This is a genomic window from Streptomyces sp. A01, assembly GCF_059026195.1.
The window spans coordinates 72,320-88,877 of the sequence record NZ_JBWLKN010000002.1; the positions used below are offsets into that span (position 1 = coordinate 72,320).

General features: G+C 70.7%; 12 protein-coding genes. 7 read left to right on the top strand and 5 right to left on the bottom strand.

What is annotated here, in order from left to right:
- Nucleotides 1-97: 97 nt before the first annotated feature.
- Nucleotides 98-919: an Fpg/Nei family DNA glycosylase gene (locus AC5P1B_RS02810; RefSeq protein WP_493884549.1), complete on the bottom strand. Its 822-nt coding sequence runs from the start codon at nt 917-919 to the stop codon at nt 98-100.
- A gap of 109 nt (nt 920-1,028) precedes the next feature.
- Complete coding sequence (locus tag AC5P1B_RS02815; RefSeq protein WP_493884550.1) at nt 1,029-1,514, bottom strand: ribose-5-phosphate isomerase; 486 nt, start codon at nt 1,512-1,514, stop codon at nt 1,029-1,031.
- A 156-nt stretch (nt 1,515-1,670) separates the two neighbouring features.
- Between AC5P1B_RS02815 and AC5P1B_RS02820 the strand changes: the two genes are divergently transcribed.
- Entirely contained in the window at nt 1,671-3,092 is a 1,422-nt protein-coding gene (locus AC5P1B_RS02820; protein WP_493884551.1) for an amino acid permease, read from the top strand.
- A gap of 178 nt (nt 3,093-3,270) precedes the next feature.
- Here AC5P1B_RS02820 and AC5P1B_RS02825 read toward each other — a convergent pair whose 3' ends face one another.
- Nucleotides 3,271-3,873: a biotin transporter BioY gene (locus AC5P1B_RS02825; protein WP_493884552.1), complete on the bottom strand. Its 603-nt coding sequence runs from the start codon at nt 3,871-3,873 to the stop codon at nt 3,271-3,273.
- Between the two features lie 318 nt (nt 3,874-4,191).
- Between AC5P1B_RS02825 and AC5P1B_RS02830 the strand changes: the two genes are divergently transcribed.
- From AC5P1B_RS02830 to AC5P1B_RS02850, 5 genes are all read left to right on the top strand, one after another.
- Complete coding sequence (locus AC5P1B_RS02830) at nt 4,192-5,628, top strand: amino acid permease (RefSeq protein ID WP_493884553.1); 1,437 nt, start codon at nt 4,192-4,194, stop codon at nt 5,626-5,628.
- A 141-nt stretch (nt 5,629-5,769) separates the two neighbouring features.
- On the top strand, nt 5,770-7,227 hold the full coding sequence (locus AC5P1B_RS02835; RefSeq protein ID WP_493884554.1) for an amino acid permease: 1,458 nt from the start codon (nt 5,770-5,772) through the stop codon (nt 7,225-7,227).
- Nucleotides 7,228-7,453: 226 nt separating this feature from the next.
- Nucleotides 7,454-8,095 carry a superoxide dismutase gene (locus AC5P1B_RS02840; RefSeq protein ID WP_493884555.1) on the top strand — a complete coding sequence of 214 codons (642 nt, stop codon included), beginning with the start codon at nt 7,454-7,456 and terminating at the stop codon, nt 8,093-8,095.
- Between the two features lie 396 nt (nt 8,096-8,491).
- Nucleotides 8,492-11,098, top strand: a complete 2,607-nt coding sequence (pepN, locus tag AC5P1B_RS02845) for an aminopeptidase N (RefSeq protein ID WP_493884556.1) — start codon at nt 8,492-8,494, stop codon at nt 11,096-11,098.
- 220 nt (nt 11,099-11,318) lie between these two features.
- Nucleotides 11,319-12,347, top strand: a complete 1,029-nt coding sequence (locus AC5P1B_RS02850) for a hypothetical protein (protein ID WP_493884557.1) — start codon at nt 11,319-11,321, stop codon at nt 12,345-12,347.
- On the opposite strand, the gene AC5P1B_RS02855 is transcribed toward AC5P1B_RS02850, so the two are convergent.
- Together AC5P1B_RS02855 and AC5P1B_RS02860 are read right to left on the bottom strand one after the other, a co-directional pair.
- Nucleotides 12,331-13,584 (bottom strand): serine hydrolase domain-containing protein, encoded by a 1,254-nt coding sequence (locus tag AC5P1B_RS02855; RefSeq protein ID WP_493884558.1) that lies wholly within the window; start codon nt 13,582-13,584, stop codon nt 12,331-12,333. The two genes, AC5P1B_RS02850 and AC5P1B_RS02855, sit on opposite strands and share 17 nt — an antisense overlap.
- Nucleotides 13,585-13,682: 98 nt before the next feature.
- On the bottom strand, nt 13,683-15,455 hold the full coding sequence (locus AC5P1B_RS02860) for a TIGR03767 family metallophosphoesterase (protein ID WP_493884559.1): 1,773 nt from the start codon (nt 15,453-15,455) through the stop codon (nt 13,683-13,685).
- A gap of 364 nt (nt 15,456-15,819) precedes the next feature.
- On the opposite strand from AC5P1B_RS02860, the gene AC5P1B_RS02865 reads away from it, so the two are divergent.
- The gene (locus tag AC5P1B_RS02865) at nt 15,820-16,092 is read left to right on the top strand and encodes a DUF1876 domain-containing protein (RefSeq protein ID WP_493884560.1); all 273 of its coding nucleotides are present in this window, start codon (nt 15,820-15,822) and stop codon (nt 16,090-16,092) included.
- Nucleotides 16,093-16,558 lie beyond the last annotated feature (466 nt).

A 16,558-nucleotide genomic window follows, 5' to 3' on the forward strand; every position in this document is an offset into this window, starting at 1 on the left:
CGGGGGAGGCGGGGGAGCGTCAACGCCCGCCCCGCCTTGGCCCCTTCCGCCTTGGCCCGTTCTGGTCCCGGCGCCGTCGGCCGCGAGCGCGCAGACGCTAGCGACGCTGGCAGGCCGGGCACCAGAACAGGTTGCGGGCGGCGAGTTCGGCGGTGCGGATCTCGCCGCCACAGACATGGCAGGGCTGGAGTGCCCTGCGGTACACGTAGACCTCTCCCCCGTGGTCGTCCACGCGCGGCGGGCGGCCCATGGCCTCGGGGAGGTGCTCGGGCCTCACTGTATCGATGCGGTTGTTTCGTACACCCTCGCGCATCAAAATGACCAAGTCCGCCCAGATGGCGTCCCATTCCGCCCTGGAAAGGTCACGACCGAGCCGGTACGGATCGATTCCGTGCCGGAAAAGGACCTCCGCGCGGTAGACGTTGCCGACCCCCGCGATCACCTTCTGGTCCATGAGCAGCGCGGCGACGGTGGTCCGGCTGCGCGACACGCGCAGCCAGGCACGCTCGCCGTCGCCCGTGGGTCCGTGCGGCGGGCGCAGCGGGTCGGGGCCGAGCCGGTCGTGTATCGCCTGCTTCTCGACATCGGTGATCAGCGCGCAGGTGGTGGGCCCGCGCAGATCCGCGTACGCGTCGGCGTTCGCGAGCCGCAGCCGTACGGTCTCGGTCGGCGGCGGCGCCGGGGCCGGGCCGAACGTCAGCTTTCCGAAGAGGCCGAGGTGGATGTGGACCCAGCCGGAGGCGGCGAAGCCGAGGAACAAGTGCTTGCCGTGGGCGTCGGCGTCGTCCATCGGCTGGCCGTCGATCAGCGCCGCGCCGTCGGCGAACTTGCCCTGCGGGCTGCTCGCCCGTACCGCGCGGTCAGCGAACCGGTCCCGGTAGTCCGCCGCGAGGCGGTGGATCGTATGCCCCTCGGGCACGGTTGCTCCTCCGGAGTGGGCGCGGGCCCAGGGCGCGCGGCGGACGGCCGCCGCGCGGCCTGGAGCCGCCGCCTTCGTCGGGTGGCGGCCGGCAGGGGGCCGCCGGGTGCTACGGCTGCGGGTGGTGGGCCGGGATGGGCGGGAGCTCGCCGGTCAGCTCGTACGTGGAGAGCATGTCGATGCGACGGGTGTGACGCTCCTCACCCGAGTACGGCGTGGCCAGGAAGACCTCGACGAAGCGCGTCGCCTCTTCCTGGGTGTGCATCCGGCCACCGATGCTGAGCACGTTGGCGTTGTTGTGCTCCCGGCCGAGGGCGGCGGTCTCCTCGCTCCAGGCCAGTGCGGCACGGACGCCCTTGACCTTGTTGGCGGCGATCTGCTCGCCGTTTCCGGAGCCGCCGATCACGATGCCGAGGCTTTCGGAGTCGGCCGCGGCGCCTTCGGCGGCGCGGAGGCAGAACGGCGGGTAGTCGTCCTGGGCGTCGTAGATGTGCGGACCGCAGTCGACGGGCTCGTGGCCTGCGGCCTTGAGCCATTCGACGAGGTGGTTCTTGAGTTCATAGCCGGCATGGTCGGAGCCGAGGTACACGCGCATGTGCAGAGTGTGGCATGAGCGGGGCGGGGTAGCGGCCCATGGGTGCGGAAGGCAGCCTTCCGGGATGCAACGATTTGGAATCACATCTTTCACGCAAGGTTCGCCCTGCGTTTGAATGCCTGAGCCTCACAACGCCCTCAATGTGAAGGATCGCGCATGAGCACCCAGCCGCCACCTGTAAAGGTGGCCACGGCGCCCGGAACCTCCGGTGACGCCCCCCAGGACAGCCTCAAGGCCGGCCTGAAGAACCGGCACCTGTCGATGATCGCGATCGGCGGAGTGATCGGCGCGGGCCTGTTCGTCGGCTCGGGCGCCGGGATCGCCAAGGCGGGCCCAGGAATCCTCATCTCGTACGCCATAGCCGGCCTGCTGGTCGTGCTGGTGATGCGGATGCTCGGCGAGATGGCCGCCGCCGACCCGACCTCGGGGTCGTTCTCCGCCTACGCGGACCGCGCGCTCGGCCGCTGGGCCGGTTTCAGCATCGGCTGGCTGTACTGGTTCTTCTGGGTCGTGGTGCTCGCCGTCGAGGCCACGGCGGCCGCCGCCATCCTCACCGAATGGGTGCCGTCCGTCCCGCAGTGGGCCTGGGCGCTGATCGTCATGGTGGTACTGACCGCCACGAACCTGGCCTCGGTCGGCTCGTACGGTGAGTTCGAGTTCTGGTTCGCCGGGATCAAGGTGGTCGCCATCGCCGCCTTCATCGTGATCGCCGGGCTCGCGGTCTTCGGCGTGCTGCCGGACACCGAAGCGGCGGGGACCTCTCATCTGACCGGAGACGGCGGCTTCCTGCCCAACGGGCCGGGCACGATCTTCTCGGGCATGCTGCTCGTCATCTTCTCCTTCATGGGCAGCGAGATCGTCACGCTGGCCGCCGGTGAGTCCGCCGAGCCGGAGAAGATGGTGAGCCGCGCGACCAACAGCGTCATCTGGCGTATCGGCATCTTCTACCTGGGCTCGATCGCCCTCGTGGTGACGCTGCTGCCGTGGAACTCCAAGGCCGTGGTCGAAGACGGCCCCTATGTCGCGGCGCTCAACGAGATCGGCATCGCGCACGCCGGGACGATCATGGATGTCATCGTGGTGACCGCCGTGCTGTCCTGCCTCAACTCCGGCCTCTACACGGCCTCCCGGATGGCCTTCTCGCTCGGCCAGCGCGGTGACGCGCCGAAGGCGTTCGGCAAGGTCGACAAGCGCGGAGTGCCCGCGGCCGCGATCTGGTCCTCGGTGGCCTTCGGGTTCGTCGCCGTCATCTTCAACTACACGTCGCCCGACACCGTCTTCGAGTTCCTGCTGAACTCCTCCGGCGCGGTCGCCCTGTTCGTGTGGCTGGTCATCTGCTTCTCGCAGCTGCGGATGCGGCCGATCATCGAGCGGGAGATGCCCGAGCGGCACTCGGTGAAGATGTGGCTCTACCCGTATCTGACGTACGCGACGATCGGGCTGATCCTCTTCATCATCGGCTACATGTTCTACGACAAGGACGGCCGGGAGCAGATGGTGCTCTCGGTGGTCGTGGGCGTGCTGGTGCTGGCCGCGGGGCTGGTGCTCGACCGGCGCAGGCAGCGGGCCAAGGCGTAGTCATCCGGCGGCCGGGGCTCGCTCAGCTCTCCCCGCCCGGGCCGGGGGGAGCGCCCGCCGGACGGGCTTGCCGCCAAGCCCGTCCGGCGCCCGAGGAGAGCGCCGCCGGAGGCGGGACTTCTTCCAGTCCGCCTCCGGCTTCCCGGCTTCCTCCGGCGCGGCGCCTGACCCGCGCGGGTCAGGCCCGGCGGTCCAGCAGTCGCCAGGCGGTGGGCAGCAAGCCCATCGCGAGGGCGGCCTTGAGCGCGTCGCCGAGGAGGAACGGGGTGAGGCCCGCGGCGATGGCCTCGTTCAGGGAGATGTCGGCGGCCAGGGCCAGGTACGGCACGCCCACCGCGTAGGTGATCGCGGAGCCGACCGCCATCGTGCCCACGGTGCGCAGCATGCCGCGGTCACCACCGCGGCGGGCCAGCGCGCCGACGGCGGTCGCGGCGAGCATCATGCCGATGACGTAGCCGAAGGACGGCGCCGCGGCGCCGGAGCCACCCTCGGCGAACCACGGCATGCCCGCCATGCCGACGACCGCGTACACCAGCAGGGCGAGCAGGCCGCGCCCGGCGCCGAGCGAGGCTCCGACCAGCAGGGCGGCGAAGGTCTGCCCGGTGACCGGCACCGGCGAGCCGGGGACGGGGACGGCGATCTGTGCCGCGACGCCGGTGAGCGCGGCGCCGCCCACGACGAGCGCCGCGTCACGGGCGCGGGCGCGGCCCGAGGTGGAGACCTGCAACAGGTCGGCGAGGACCGAACCGGTCCTGGCAGTGGAGGCGGAAGCGAGGCTCAACGTTTCTCCCCGAAAGATGTGATGGACAGGTAAGTGGTGGACAGGCGGGACAGGCTGACGTTAGCCCAGCTGCCAACTGCCGCTCACCGTGAACTGATGACAAACCCGGGGCATGGGTCTTGGTGACTTCCCCCTCTGGTCCGGGTGTCCCTGTAGACCTGTGGTTTCGCCGTTTCGGCTGGTCGCGTGATGCTCATCACGAAGGACCGGTCGGCAGCCGCTCGCTTTGCGAGGGCGTGGGCCCGACGGCGAGACTGTGGAGTCTCACCAACACGGTCGGCACTTGTGTGTCCCGGCCATCGCGAGAGTACGAGCGTCATGCACTCCCCCAACCTCCGCCCGGGGGCGACCCCGCCCCCGCCCGCCGCAGTCGGCGCCCGTGCCGAAGAACCGCTCGCCGGTGGGCTCAAGCAGCGGCATATGACGATGCTCGGCCTCGGCGGGGTGATCGGAGCCGGGCTCTTCGTCGGCTCGGGCGCCGGGATCGCCGTGGCCGGGCCCGGCATCGTCCTGTCCTATGTCATCGCCGGTGGTCTCGCGATGCTGGTGATGCGGATGCTCGGCGAGATGTCGGCGGCGATGCCCGCCTCGGGGGCGTTCTCGGTCCACGCGGAACGGGCTCTTGGCCGGTGGGCCGGGTTCTCGGTGGGCTGGCTGTACTGGTTCCTGCTGGTGGTCGTGCTCGCCGTGGAGGCGACCGGCGCGGCGGGGATCGCGCACGGCTGGGTGCCGGAGGTGCCGCAGTGGGCGTGGGTGCTGCTGTTCATGGTGGTGTTCACCGCCGCCAACCTCGTCGCGGTGAGGAACTTCGGCGAGTTCGAGTTCTGGTTCGCCGCGCTGAAGGTGGGCGCGATCGTCCTCTTCCTCGCGCTCGGGCTGCTGGCCGTCTTCGGAGTGCTGCCCGACACCGAGGCGGTGGGGCTCGCCAATCTCACGGGGCAGGGCGGATTCCTCCCCGAGGGCTGGGGCGGTGTGGTCTCGGGCGTACTCGCCGTCGTCTTCGCCTTCGGCGGTCTTGAGGTCGTCACCATCGCCGCCGCGGAGTCGGACGACCCGGCACGCGCGGTCGGCCGCGCGGTGCGCAGCGCGGTGTGGCGCATCCTCTTCTTCTACATCGGCTCGATGCTGGTGATCGTGACCGTGCTGCCGTGGACGGCGATGTCGCCCGGCAGGAGCCCGTACGTGGCCGTGCTCGACCACATCGGGGTGCCCGCCGCCGGTCAGATCATGAACATCGTGGTGTTCGTGGCGCTGCTGTCGGCGCTCAACGCGAATCTGTACGGCTCGTCGCGGATGGTCTTCTCGCTCGCCGAACGCGGCGAAGCGCCGCGTTCGTTGCTGCGTGTGACAGGCGGCGGGGTGCCGCGCAGGGCGGTGTTCGCCTCGGTGACGTTCGGCTTCGTCTCCGTGCTGCTGAATCTGAGGTGGCCGGATTCGATCTTCCAGTATCTGCTGAACGCGGTGGGCGCCGTACTGCTCTTCGTATGGGCGCTGATCGCCGCTTCACAGCTGCGGCTGCGGCGCCGGATCGAGCGGGAGGCGCCGGAGCTGCTGTCGCTGCGGATGTGGTGTTTTCCCTGGTTGACCTGGCTGGCGCTGGTCGCGATCGGGGCCGTGCTGGTGCTGATGCTGACCGACGACGAGGCCAGGCCGCAGCTGCTGTGGTCGGCCGGGGCGACCGCCGCCGTGCTGATCGTGGCCTGGCTGCGGGAGCTGTTCACCCGTCGCGCGGTGGGTGAAAAGTCACCTACCTGACGATCGGTCGGGTACGGAGCGTGACGTGAGCGTCTGGATATCGGACAGGAAAGCTCCGACTGTTGTCCTGAGCGGACAAGCGCCCCAGACTGGGGCCTTCATGCGCACGCCATGGCTCTCACGGACTGGACTTCAATCACCATGAACTGGACACCCTCGTCCTCCGCGCCCGAGCGCGAGCCGACCGAAAAGGTCACGGACGGCGACGGAGCCGACGCGACCGACCGCGCGGATCTCGGCCATGGTCTGAAGCAACGCCATCTGTCGATGATCGCGCTCGGCGGCGTGATCGGGGCAGGGCTGTTCGTCGGCTCCGGCGCCGGCATCGCCGCCGCCGGCCCCTCCATCGTCCTCGCGTACGCCGGGTCCGGCCTTCTGGTCATGCTGGTCATGCGGATGCTCGGCGAGATGTCCGCGGCCAACCCGGCTTCGGGCTCCTTCTCCGTGCACGCCGAACGCTCCATAGGCCCGTGGGCGGGCTTCACCGCGGGCTGGATGTTCTGGATGCTGCTGTGCGTCGCGGTCGCCGCCGAGGGCATCGGCGCGGCCGCGATCATGACGGACTGGTTCCCCAGCACTGAGTCATGGATGTGGGTCGCCCTCTTCATGGTGCTGTTCACCGCCACCAACCTGGCGGCGGTCAGCAACTTCGGCGAGTTCGAGTTCTGGTTCGCCGCACTGAAGGTCGCCGCCATCGCGGTCTTCCTCATCCTCGGCGTCCTCGCCATAGCCGGCGCGCTGCCGGGGACCGACGCACCCGGCTCCGACAACATCACCGGTGACGGCGGATTCATGCCCAACGGCGTCGACGGCCTCGTCGTCGGCCTGCTGGCCTCGGTCTTCGCGTACGGCGGCCTGGAGACGGTGACCATCGCCGCGGCCGAGTCGGAAAGCCCGCGCAAGGGCGTCGCCAAGGCGGTCCGTACCGCGATGTGGCGGATCGGCCTGTTCTACGTCGGCTCGATGCTCATCATCGTCACCCTCATCCCCTGGGACCACGTCTCCGTCGTCAGCGACGGCCCGTACGTCGCGGTGCTCAACCACCTCGACATCCCGGCGGCGGGAGAGACGATGAACGTCATCGTCCTGATCGCCCTGCTCTCGGCGATGAACGCCAACATCTACGGCTCCTCGCGCATGGCGTACTCGCTCGTCGCACGCGGCCAGGGCCCGAAGTTCCTGCGTACGGTCAGCGGCCGGGTGCCGCGCCGCGCGGTGCTGGCGTCGGCCGCCTTCGGCTTCGTCGCCGTGCTGTTCAACTACTGGTGGCCCGAGACCATCTTCAAGTGGCTGCTCAACATGGTCGGGGCCGCCGTGCTCGTGGTGTGGGGCTTCATCGCCGTGGCGCAGTTGCGCGGCAGGCGGCGGCTGGAGCGGGAGGCGCCCGAGAAGCTCATCGTGCGCATGTGGCTCTTCCCGTATCTGACGTGGGTGGCCCTGGCGGCGACGGTCGGCGTGCTGCTGCTGATGCTCCGCGAGGACGACACCCGCACGCAGCTGTTCTTCACCATGGGCCTCGCCGTGGTCTTCGCGGTCACCGGATACATCCGGCAGCGGACGGCGGAGGACGCCGCGTCCAAGAAGGCGACGGCGGGCTGACCCAGCCGCGGCGCGGGCCCGTACGGCCCGCGCCCGCACCATGCGATGCCGCGCGCCCTGGCTGACAGGGCGTCTGCGCACCCCGGAGGCGGGGTGGTTCCTCAGACCGGGGAACCACCCCGCCTCCGTCTTTCGGACCAGGTCAGGGTCCTTCCGTGGCGCGAAATGGTCTTGCTGGTAGCGTGCACTTGCAAGTTAATTGCAATAAGCAGTCGGAGGGCTCGGCATGGCCATCTACACACTTCCTGAACTTCCGTACGACTACTCGGCGCTGGCTCCGGTGATCAGCCCCGAGATCATCGAGCTGCACCACGACAAGCACCACGCCGCCTACGTCAAGGGCGCCAACGACACCGTGGAGCAGCTCGCGGAGGCCCGGGACAAGGACCAGTGGGGCGCGATCAACGGCCTGGAGAAGAACCTGGCCTTCCACTTGTCCGGTCACATCCTGCACAGCATCTACTGGCACAACATGACCGGTGACGGCGGCGGCGAGCCGCTGGACAAGGACGGCGTGGGCGGTCTCGCCGACGCCATCGCCGAGTCCTTCGGCTCCTTCGCCAAGTTCAAGGCGCAGCTGACCAAGGCCGCGGCCACCACCCAGGGTTCCGGCTGGGGCGTCCTCGCGTACGAGCCGGTCAGTGGCCGTCTCATCGTCGAGCAGATCTACGACCACCAGGGCAACGTCGGCCAGGGCTCGGTGCCCGTGCTGGTCTTCGACGCCTGGGAGCACGCCTTCTACCTCCAGTACAAGAACCAGAAGGTGGACTTCATCGAGGCCATGTGGCAGGTCGTCAACTGGCAGGACGTCGCCAAGCGGTACGAGGCCGCCAAGGCGCGCGCCAACACGCTGCTGCTCGCGCCGTAAGGCGCCGGGGCACCGACCCCACGGGGCCTCCGCCAACCGGTGCGGCGGCCCCGACCCCCCAGCCTCCTGCCTCGTGATCGTCTTCTCACCCTTCACGCGGGCAGGCGGAAGGGCGAGGCCCCCGCGCGGTCGACTCGCGCGGGGGCCTCGCCGCGCCATGGTGCGGGCCGCCCCTGGGGAACGGAGCGCGGCCCGGCGGCGGGCGGCTCACGCGGGCGGCTCACGCGGGCGGCTCACGCGGGCGGCTCACGCGGGCGGCTCCGGCCGCGTCCCGCGGGGCGGGGCCGGCCGGCTCGCACCCGCCGTAAGCGGAGCGCTTGTCTTGCCCCGCCCTTACACCGCGCATGAAATGATTCCCGGTGTTCGATATTCGACCACTGGCAAGGGAGCCGCGTCGTGCCCGGTGAGAACCTGACCCGTGAAGAGGCCCGCGAGCGGGCGAGGCTGCTCACCGTTGACGGCTACGACGTGGCGCTCGACCTGCGGTCCGCCGTAGCGGCGGACGAGCCGGCGGACGGGCCGCGCACCTTCGGCTCCACGACGACCATCCGGTTCCGCTGCGCCGAGGAAGGCGCCGCCTCGTTCGCCGACCTCCTCGCGCCGTCCGTGACCGCGGTGACCCTCAACGGGCGCGCCCTCGACCCGGCGGTGGTCTTCGACGGCACGCGCGTCGCCCTGTCCGGCCTGGCCGCTGAGAACGTGCTGACCGTCGAGGCGCGCTGCGCGTACAGCAGGACCGGTGAGGGGCTGCACCGCTTCGCCGACCCGGAGGACGGCGAGATCTACCTCTACACGCAGTACGAGCCCGCGGACGCCCGGCGCGTCTTCGCCGCCTTCGAACAGCCCGACCTCAAGGCCCCTTTCACCTTCTCGGTGACCGCTCCCGAGGGCTGGCTCGTGCTCGGCAACAGCGAACGGGACGGCGATCCCTCCGCCGCCGACGGCGGCGGGACACTCACCCGCTTCGCGCCGACCCGGCCCATCTCGACGTACATCACGGCGGTCGTCGCCGGCCCGTACCACTACGTACGGGACCACTACAGCCGCACGTTCGACGACGGCAGCGTCCTGGAGATCCCGCTCGGCGCCCTGTGCCGCAAGGGCCTCGCCAAGCACTTCGACGCCGATGACATCTTCACCGTCACCAAGCAGGGCCTGGACTTCTTCCACGACCACTTCGACTACCCCTACCCGTTCGGGAAGTACGACCAGGCGTTCGTGCCCGAGTACAACATCGGCGCGATGGAGAACCCCGGATGCGTCACCTTCCGCGAGGAGTACGTCTTCCGCGGCAAGGTCACCGACGCCTCCTACGAGGGCCGCGCCACCACCCTGCTGCACGAGATGGCCCACATGTGGTTCGGCGACCTCGTCACCATGGAGTGGTGGAACGACCTGTGGCTCAAGGAGTCCTTCGCCGACTTCATGGGCGCCTTCGCGCTGGTCGGCTCGACCCGGTTCACCGACGGCTGGATCTCCTTCGCCAACCGCCGCAAGAGCTGGGCCTACCGCGCCGACCAGCTGCCCTCCACGCACCCTGTCACCGCCGACATCAGGGACCTGGAAGACGCCAAGCTCAACTTCGACGGCATCACCTACGCCAAGGGCGCCTCGGTGCTCAAGCAGCTCGTGGCGTACGCCGGGCAGGACGCGTTCCTTGAGGGCGCCCGCCGCTACTTCAAGCGGCACGCCTACGGCAACACGACCCTCGCCGACCTGCTGTCCGTGCTGGAGGAGACCTCGGGCCGGGACATGACCGCCTGGTCGGCCGCCTGGCTGGAGACCGCGGGGGTCAACGCCCTCACCCCGCAGGCCACCTACGACGCGGCCGACCGGATCACCGAGCTGGCCGTCCTCCAGGAGGCCGCGGAGGGCCATCCGACGCTGCGCCCGCACCGCGTCGCCGTGGGCCTCTACCGGCGCGCGGGCGCGGACGGCAAGCTGGAGCGGTACGCGCGCGCCGAGGCCGACATCTCCGGGCCCAGGACCGTCGTGACCGAGCTCGCCGGGGCCGAGCGGCCCGAGCTGATCCTGGTCAACGACGACGACCTGACGTACTGCAAGATCCGGTTCGACGAGGGCTCGCTGGCCACCCTGCGCAAGCACCTCGGCGAGCTGACCGACCCGCTCGCCCGCGCGCTGTGCTGGTCGGCGCTGTGGAACCTGACCCGCGACGGGCTGATGCCGACCCGCGACTTCCTCTCGCTCGTCGAGCGGTTCGCGGGCGCCGAGAGCGACATCGGCGTCCTCCAGATGGTGCAGTCCTGGGCTTCCTACGCGCTGGCGCACTACGCCGTGCCGGGCAGGCGCGAGCAGGACGCTCGGGCGCTGGCGCACAGCACGCTGCGTGAGCTGCGGTTCGCCGAGCCCGGCAGCGGCCACCAGCTGGCCTGGGCGCGGTTCTTCGCCGGTGTCGCCACCACCGAGGCCGATCTCCAGCTGCTGACGGGACTGCTCGCGGGCAGCGCCAAGATCGACGGTCTCGCGGTCGACCAGGAGCTGCGCTGGACGTTCCTGGCCACGCTCGCCGGGCGGGGCGCCGCCGACGCTGCCGCCATCGCCGCCGAACTGGCCAGGGACGACACCGCCTCCGGCAAGCGGCACCAGGTCCGCTGCCTGGCCGCCCGGCCTTCCGCGCAGGTCAAGGCAGAGGCGTGGCAGTCGGTCGTGGAGTCCGACGCGCTGTCCAACGCGCTGGTGGAGGCCACCATCGCCGGATTCGACCAGCCGGACCAGCGCCACCTGCTCGCACCGTACGCGCCCCGGTACCTGGACGTCATCGAGCGCGTATGGCGGGAACGTTCCATTGAGATCGGCATGGCCATCGTGAGGGGCCTGTTCCCGCTCCGCCAAGGCGACCAGCCGACGCTGGACGCGGTCGACGCGTGGCTGGAAAAACACCCCGGCGCGGCGCCCGCGCTGCGCCGGCTGGTGCTTGAGGGGCGCGACGACCTGGCCCGCGCGCTGCGGGCGCAGAAGTGTGACGCGATGGCCACGCGCTAGCGCATGACCGCTGCCCGAACTGGGCAGACCTCGCGCCGGGCGGGTGATCTCCACACCCGTCCGGCGTCCGGCAAGCACGGCGAGCGGACGGGAATCCAGCACGTCGACAGGCCTCTCATCGGCAATCGAACTCCCGTACTTTAGTGCGGTGTTGTCCTGATTTATCGACGGTTTTGTCACAGCGGTTCATAGTCACACCGGACGCGGAAGTCTCCCGGGCATGACCCAAGACTTCGCCACTACCGGCGGCGGGGCGCCCTCCCCACTCGCGCCCCGCCCCCTGCGCCACCTGTCAGCGGCCCAGCGCCGCGTCCTGACAGCCCGCCAGCTGCGTGAGCACGGCGTGCCCGCGGCGATCGCCGCCGAGCGCGGCCACCCCGGCGGCCCCTGGCAGCAGCTCCTGCCCGGCGTCTACCTGCTGCACGCCGAGCCGCCCAGTGGCGAGGAGCGCGCGGGCGCCGCCCTGCTGTACGCGGCCACCCCTGGCCCGGGTCAGGGCCCTTACCCGGGGACGATGCTCACAGGACCGGCCGCGCTGGCGCTGCGCCGCTTCACCTGCGTTCCGCCGCTGGACGACCTCGACCGCTTCGATGTGCTCGTGCCACGCACCCGGCGACTGCGCTCCACAGGCTTCGTCCGCGTGCTGCGCACCACTTCCCTGCCGCGCCCGCTCGACATCGCCGGATTGCCGGTCGTGTCCGTCGCCCGCGCCCTCGCCGATACCGTCGCCCAGCTCACCGACCCCGCCGTGGTGCGCCGGCTGCTCACCGAGGCGCTGCGCGGCGGCCACTGCGAGGCGGCGGACGTGGTGCGGGAGCTGTCGCGGGCCCGGCTGCTGGGCAAGTCGCATCTGGTGGACGCGGTGGAGGGGCTGCTCGCCGAGGGGAGAGCCGTCGCCGAGGGGCAGTTGTACGCCCTCGTGCGCGAGCACGGCCTTCCCGAGCCGGTATGGAATGTCGGACTCCGGCTGCCTGGAGGTCCGTTCCTTGGCCCCGTGGACGCGTACTGGCCGCACGAGGCGGTCGCTGTCGAGCTGGTCGCGCGCGGCCCGCTGCCCCACGAGGACGCACCCTGGCCGCAGGACATCCGCAAGCGCGAGCACCTGGAAAGCCTTGGCATCACGGTCGTCCAGCTCACCGCGCGGCAGCTGCGCGATTCGCTGGAGCGGCAGGCCGCGGTCGTACGTACCGCCCTGATGGCGTCGGTCGACCACGAGCCCGCCGCGTACGTCGTTATCCTGCCGCGGTGATCGCCGGGGTCAGGTCGGCGCGAAGGCCCTTGTCCAGCCGCTGGTCGGCCTTCTGGCCGGACGCGCCGCAGAACTCGGCGTTGATCACGGCCGGGCCGCCGTTCTTCCAGTCGCCGTTGGTGTTCACCGACACCGAGTGGCGGCCGTCCCTGGTGGCGAACGACTGGCTGAGGGACCCGTGGATGGCGCCGTCGTGGCCCCACAGCTTCTTACCGCACGGCACCGTGTAACGGATCAGGCCGAGGCCGTACCGCACATCCGGGTTGTCGGCACCGACGGAGACGGTGGTCGTCATCTGCTTGAGCTGCGCGGCCGGCAGCAGCTTGCCGCCCAGCAGAGCGGCGTAAAAGCGGTTCAGGTCGCCCGCGGTCGAGATCATCTCACCAGCCGACCAGCCCCACGAGGGGTTGAGCCTGGTGACGTCGTACGTCTTCTTCGCCGGGTCGTCGGGGAGCTTCGAGTACGCCTTGCCGCTGGGCTGCGGCAGGTCGGCCTTCGTACCGGGGAAGGTGGTGGAGGTCATCTTCAGCGGCTTGGTGATCCGGCGCTGGACCTCCGCCTCGTACGGCTTGCCTGTCACCTTCTCGATGATCATCCCGGCGACGATGAAGTTGGTGTTGCTGTAGCGCCAGGAGGTGCCGGGCTTGAAGTCCGGGCTGTGCTTCATGGCCAGCCCGACGGCCTCGCGCGGCGTCCAGGTGTCGTAGCGGTGCTGGAAGAACTCCATGGTGGCCCACTGCTTCAGGAAGCCCGGGTCCGCGGTGTAGTTGTAGAGGCCGCTGGTGTGGTTGAGCAGCTGGCGCACGGTGACCTTGCGGCCGTCGTGGCCGTTGCCGCGGACCAGGCCCGGCAGGTACGTCTCGACGCTCTTGTCGAGGTTGACCTTCTTCTCCGCCTGGAGCTGGAGCATGACGGTCGCCACGAGCGACTTGGTGATGCTGCCCGCCCGGTACCGGTCGTCCTTGCCGCGCTTCTTCTTCGTCGTCAGGTCGGCGACGCCCGCGTTGCCGTTCCAGGTGCCGTTCTTGTCCCGGACCTGCCCGACCACTCCGGGAATGCCCTCCTTGACGACGGCGTTCATGGCGGCCTGAGCGGCGGAGTGCGCGCCCTTGGCTTCGGCGGCGTCGGCAACCCCGGTCGCCCCGGCGGCCGGGGCGGTCAGTACGGCGGTGCCCATCGCGGCCACCGCTATGGCCCCGGCCAGGACGGTGCGTATCGCGCCAGTCGGTATATGCATGAGACCTCTCTTGACGAACGTTTCTCCGGTGACCTGCTTCCGCCCAGGTCGAGAGACAAGACGCCAAGATCAGTTGTTCGGTTCAGCTCGCGTGTGTGTCAGCGCTTGCGGAGCAGCAGTTCCGTGTTCCGGTCGCCCGGCTCGCCGGAGAGGGTGGAGCTGGCGCCCGGGGCGTTGAAGGACAGCTCGCGGTAGAGGGCGGCGAGGCCGGTCTGGGAGAGGTCGGCGTAGTCCGTACGGTGCGGCGCCGCCGACTCGACCAGGGTGGTGAACAGGGACAGCGTGCCGTCCTTGTTGTCCACCAGCTCGAAGACCCTGGCCAGTTGGGGGAAGTCGATGTGGGAGGCCGTGGTGATCTCCCAGAAGGTGCCGCGCGGCGTGATCTCGTTCCTGTGGCTGTGGCCGTTGATCCAGGCCAGCACGTTCCGGTTGCGGCGGAACAGGGCCACCAGCTCGCCGCCGCCGTGCCGCGCCTCGTTCGGGCGTGCCGGGTCCCGGTTGACGTTCTTCATGCCGCGGCTGTAGTGGTGGCTGAAGACGATGACGTGCTCGTCCTTGTGCGCCTTCAGGGTCCGCTCCAGCCAGCGCAGTTGGGCGGTGCCGACGGAGCCGGTGTAGTGGCCGCCGGGGTCCGTGGAGTCCAGGCTGATCCCGATCACGTCGGCCGAGACGCGGAACGCGTAGTAGAGGGTCCCCGCGTCGAGGTTGGCCTTCGTGTAGCCGTGCCCGACGGGGCCGTGCCCCACGTGCCGGGGGTCGAAGTGCGCGGCGAGGTACTCGCGGGCGGTGAACGGGGCCCTGCGCTCGTCGGCGGTGACCCTGCGCATGCCCTTCGCGTGCGCGCGCAGCAGTTCCTTCATGCGCGTGCCCCGGGGGTCGTCGCCCTTCCGCTCGGCCTGGTAGATCTTCTCGGCCTCGGCCGCCGGGATGATCTGGAGCTTGCGGTCGCCGGTGGCCATGTCCGCGAGGAAGCTCCCGCCGAACGCGTAGGCACCGCCGCTCAGGTCGTCGTGGTTGCCCACGGTCGAGTACCACGGTATGCGCAGACCGGGGCTGTTGACGCTGCGCAGGGCGGCCTTCAGGAAGCCGTCGAGCCGGGGGAAGCCGAGCTTCTTGTCGGCGTCGCGCAGCGCGCTCTGCGGGTGCCAGAAGTCCTTGATGCCGCTGTCCTGCACGCCCTCGTACCGCTGGGGGTCACCGGTGTTGGGGGTGATCCGGCCGCCGCTCATGGCGGTCAGGAACCAGTCCAGCTCGACGCGCGAGTTGTTGTCGGTGTTGTCGCCCGTGGTCATCACGAAGGACAGCGGCGCACCCGTCTCCGGCCCGCCGCGCAGCCCGTTGATCCGTTCGATGAGGGAGACGGCTCCGGGCACGGACAGCGCCTCGTGCGGCCGCCAGGCGCCGACGCGCCCCGACCGCAGGAACTCGTAGCGCAGCGGGTGCTGCACATCGGTCACGTGGAGGTCGGTGAGCTGGACGAACGACGCGAGGGTGGTGCGCCGCTCGGTGCGCCCGCTCTTGGCCGCCGCGAGTTCGCCGCGCACCGTGCGGGCCCACCCCGGGCCGTCCCCCAGCCGCCGGTAGCCACCGCCACCGCCGCGCGGGGCGGCCACGCTCCGCAGCGTCGTCCCCGCGGTCGATGGCGCCACCGGGACCGCGTGGACGCCGGAGGCGCGGCGCGCGACCGCCCGCGCCGTGGGCGACGGTGAGGCGGTGGCCGACCCGCTGCCGGGCCCGAAGGCCAGGCCGAGCCCGGCGGCAGCCCCGACGCCACCGGCGGCGGCGAGCAGGGCACGGCGGTTGAGGTCGGCGACGGCCGATGTGGCGGCGGAGGCGGTGGACCGGATACGGGACCGGGCGATACGGGACATGCGCGATCTCCCCGAGTCGATACGCGGAAGCGGTGGGCGGAGTCGTTCCGCCCTCACTCCGGATGGTTGGCAGCGGGGATGACCTGCGCGTTAACGACGCGGCAACGCGCGACACCGATCACCGCACGTGGATCTTCGCCCTGCCCGATCGCCATCGGCCGCTCGTCTGCGGGCGTTTTGCCGGCCACCGGGTGTTCACCGGCCCTGGGAACACGGGCTCCACGCGGTGGGTACGCGCCGCCCTGAGGAGCACGCCCCGGCGGCGGCTCCCGGGCCGCTCCGCGCCCCGTGTGCGACCCGGCGGGACCGGTGCCAGCATGTGAAGAGCGGGAACGCGTACGCGCTGGGCACGAGGAGGCTTCCGATGACTGGCATGAAGACCTGGACTGCCGAGATCACCGTCACCGAGACCGGCCGCGAGGTGACCGCTGAGGCCACGCTGAACGGACCGACCAGCGGGTCACTGGTCGGCCGTGGAACCGCCGTGTGCAACCCGAGCGACCAGAACGTCCCCGCTATCGGAGACGAGCTCGCGGTGGCCCGAGCGATGTCCGACCTCAGCCACCAGCTGGTGCACATCGCGGCCCAGGACATCGAGGCGCACACGCGGCAGCCGGTGGACCACCTGCGGGTGTGAGACCGCACGGCTTCGCGGCTGTGCTCTCGCGTGGTGACACGCTGCTGCCCTGCCGCCCGGGCGGCGGCGCGCTGATGGCCGCCCTGGCGGTCTCGGGCTGACCGCTCGCGCCGACCCGCACGAGGTGTCCCGGGTACCGCGCCAGGGATGAGGGGCGTTCCGCGCGACGCGCGGCGACGGCCAGCGGTCGGCGCTGACCGCGCACGGGCGATGCGTCGCGGGCGTAGAACGTCCGCCGACTCGATCGCTGCTGCTCTTTGCCGCTCCCGCGGGCCCCAGGATGCCCGTCAGCGGTGGCGAGTCAGTCGCCGCGCCGGTCGGCCTCCGGTCGCCGAGTGCGACGCGGCGGGCGGGCGTACGCGGCCAGGGCGGTTTTCGCCTGTACGCAATGCGCGACGCCCACGCCGCGGCCCATCAAGCGGCCAGCCGTCTCGACCGGTTGGCGAGTGGCTCCCCTCCGTGACCC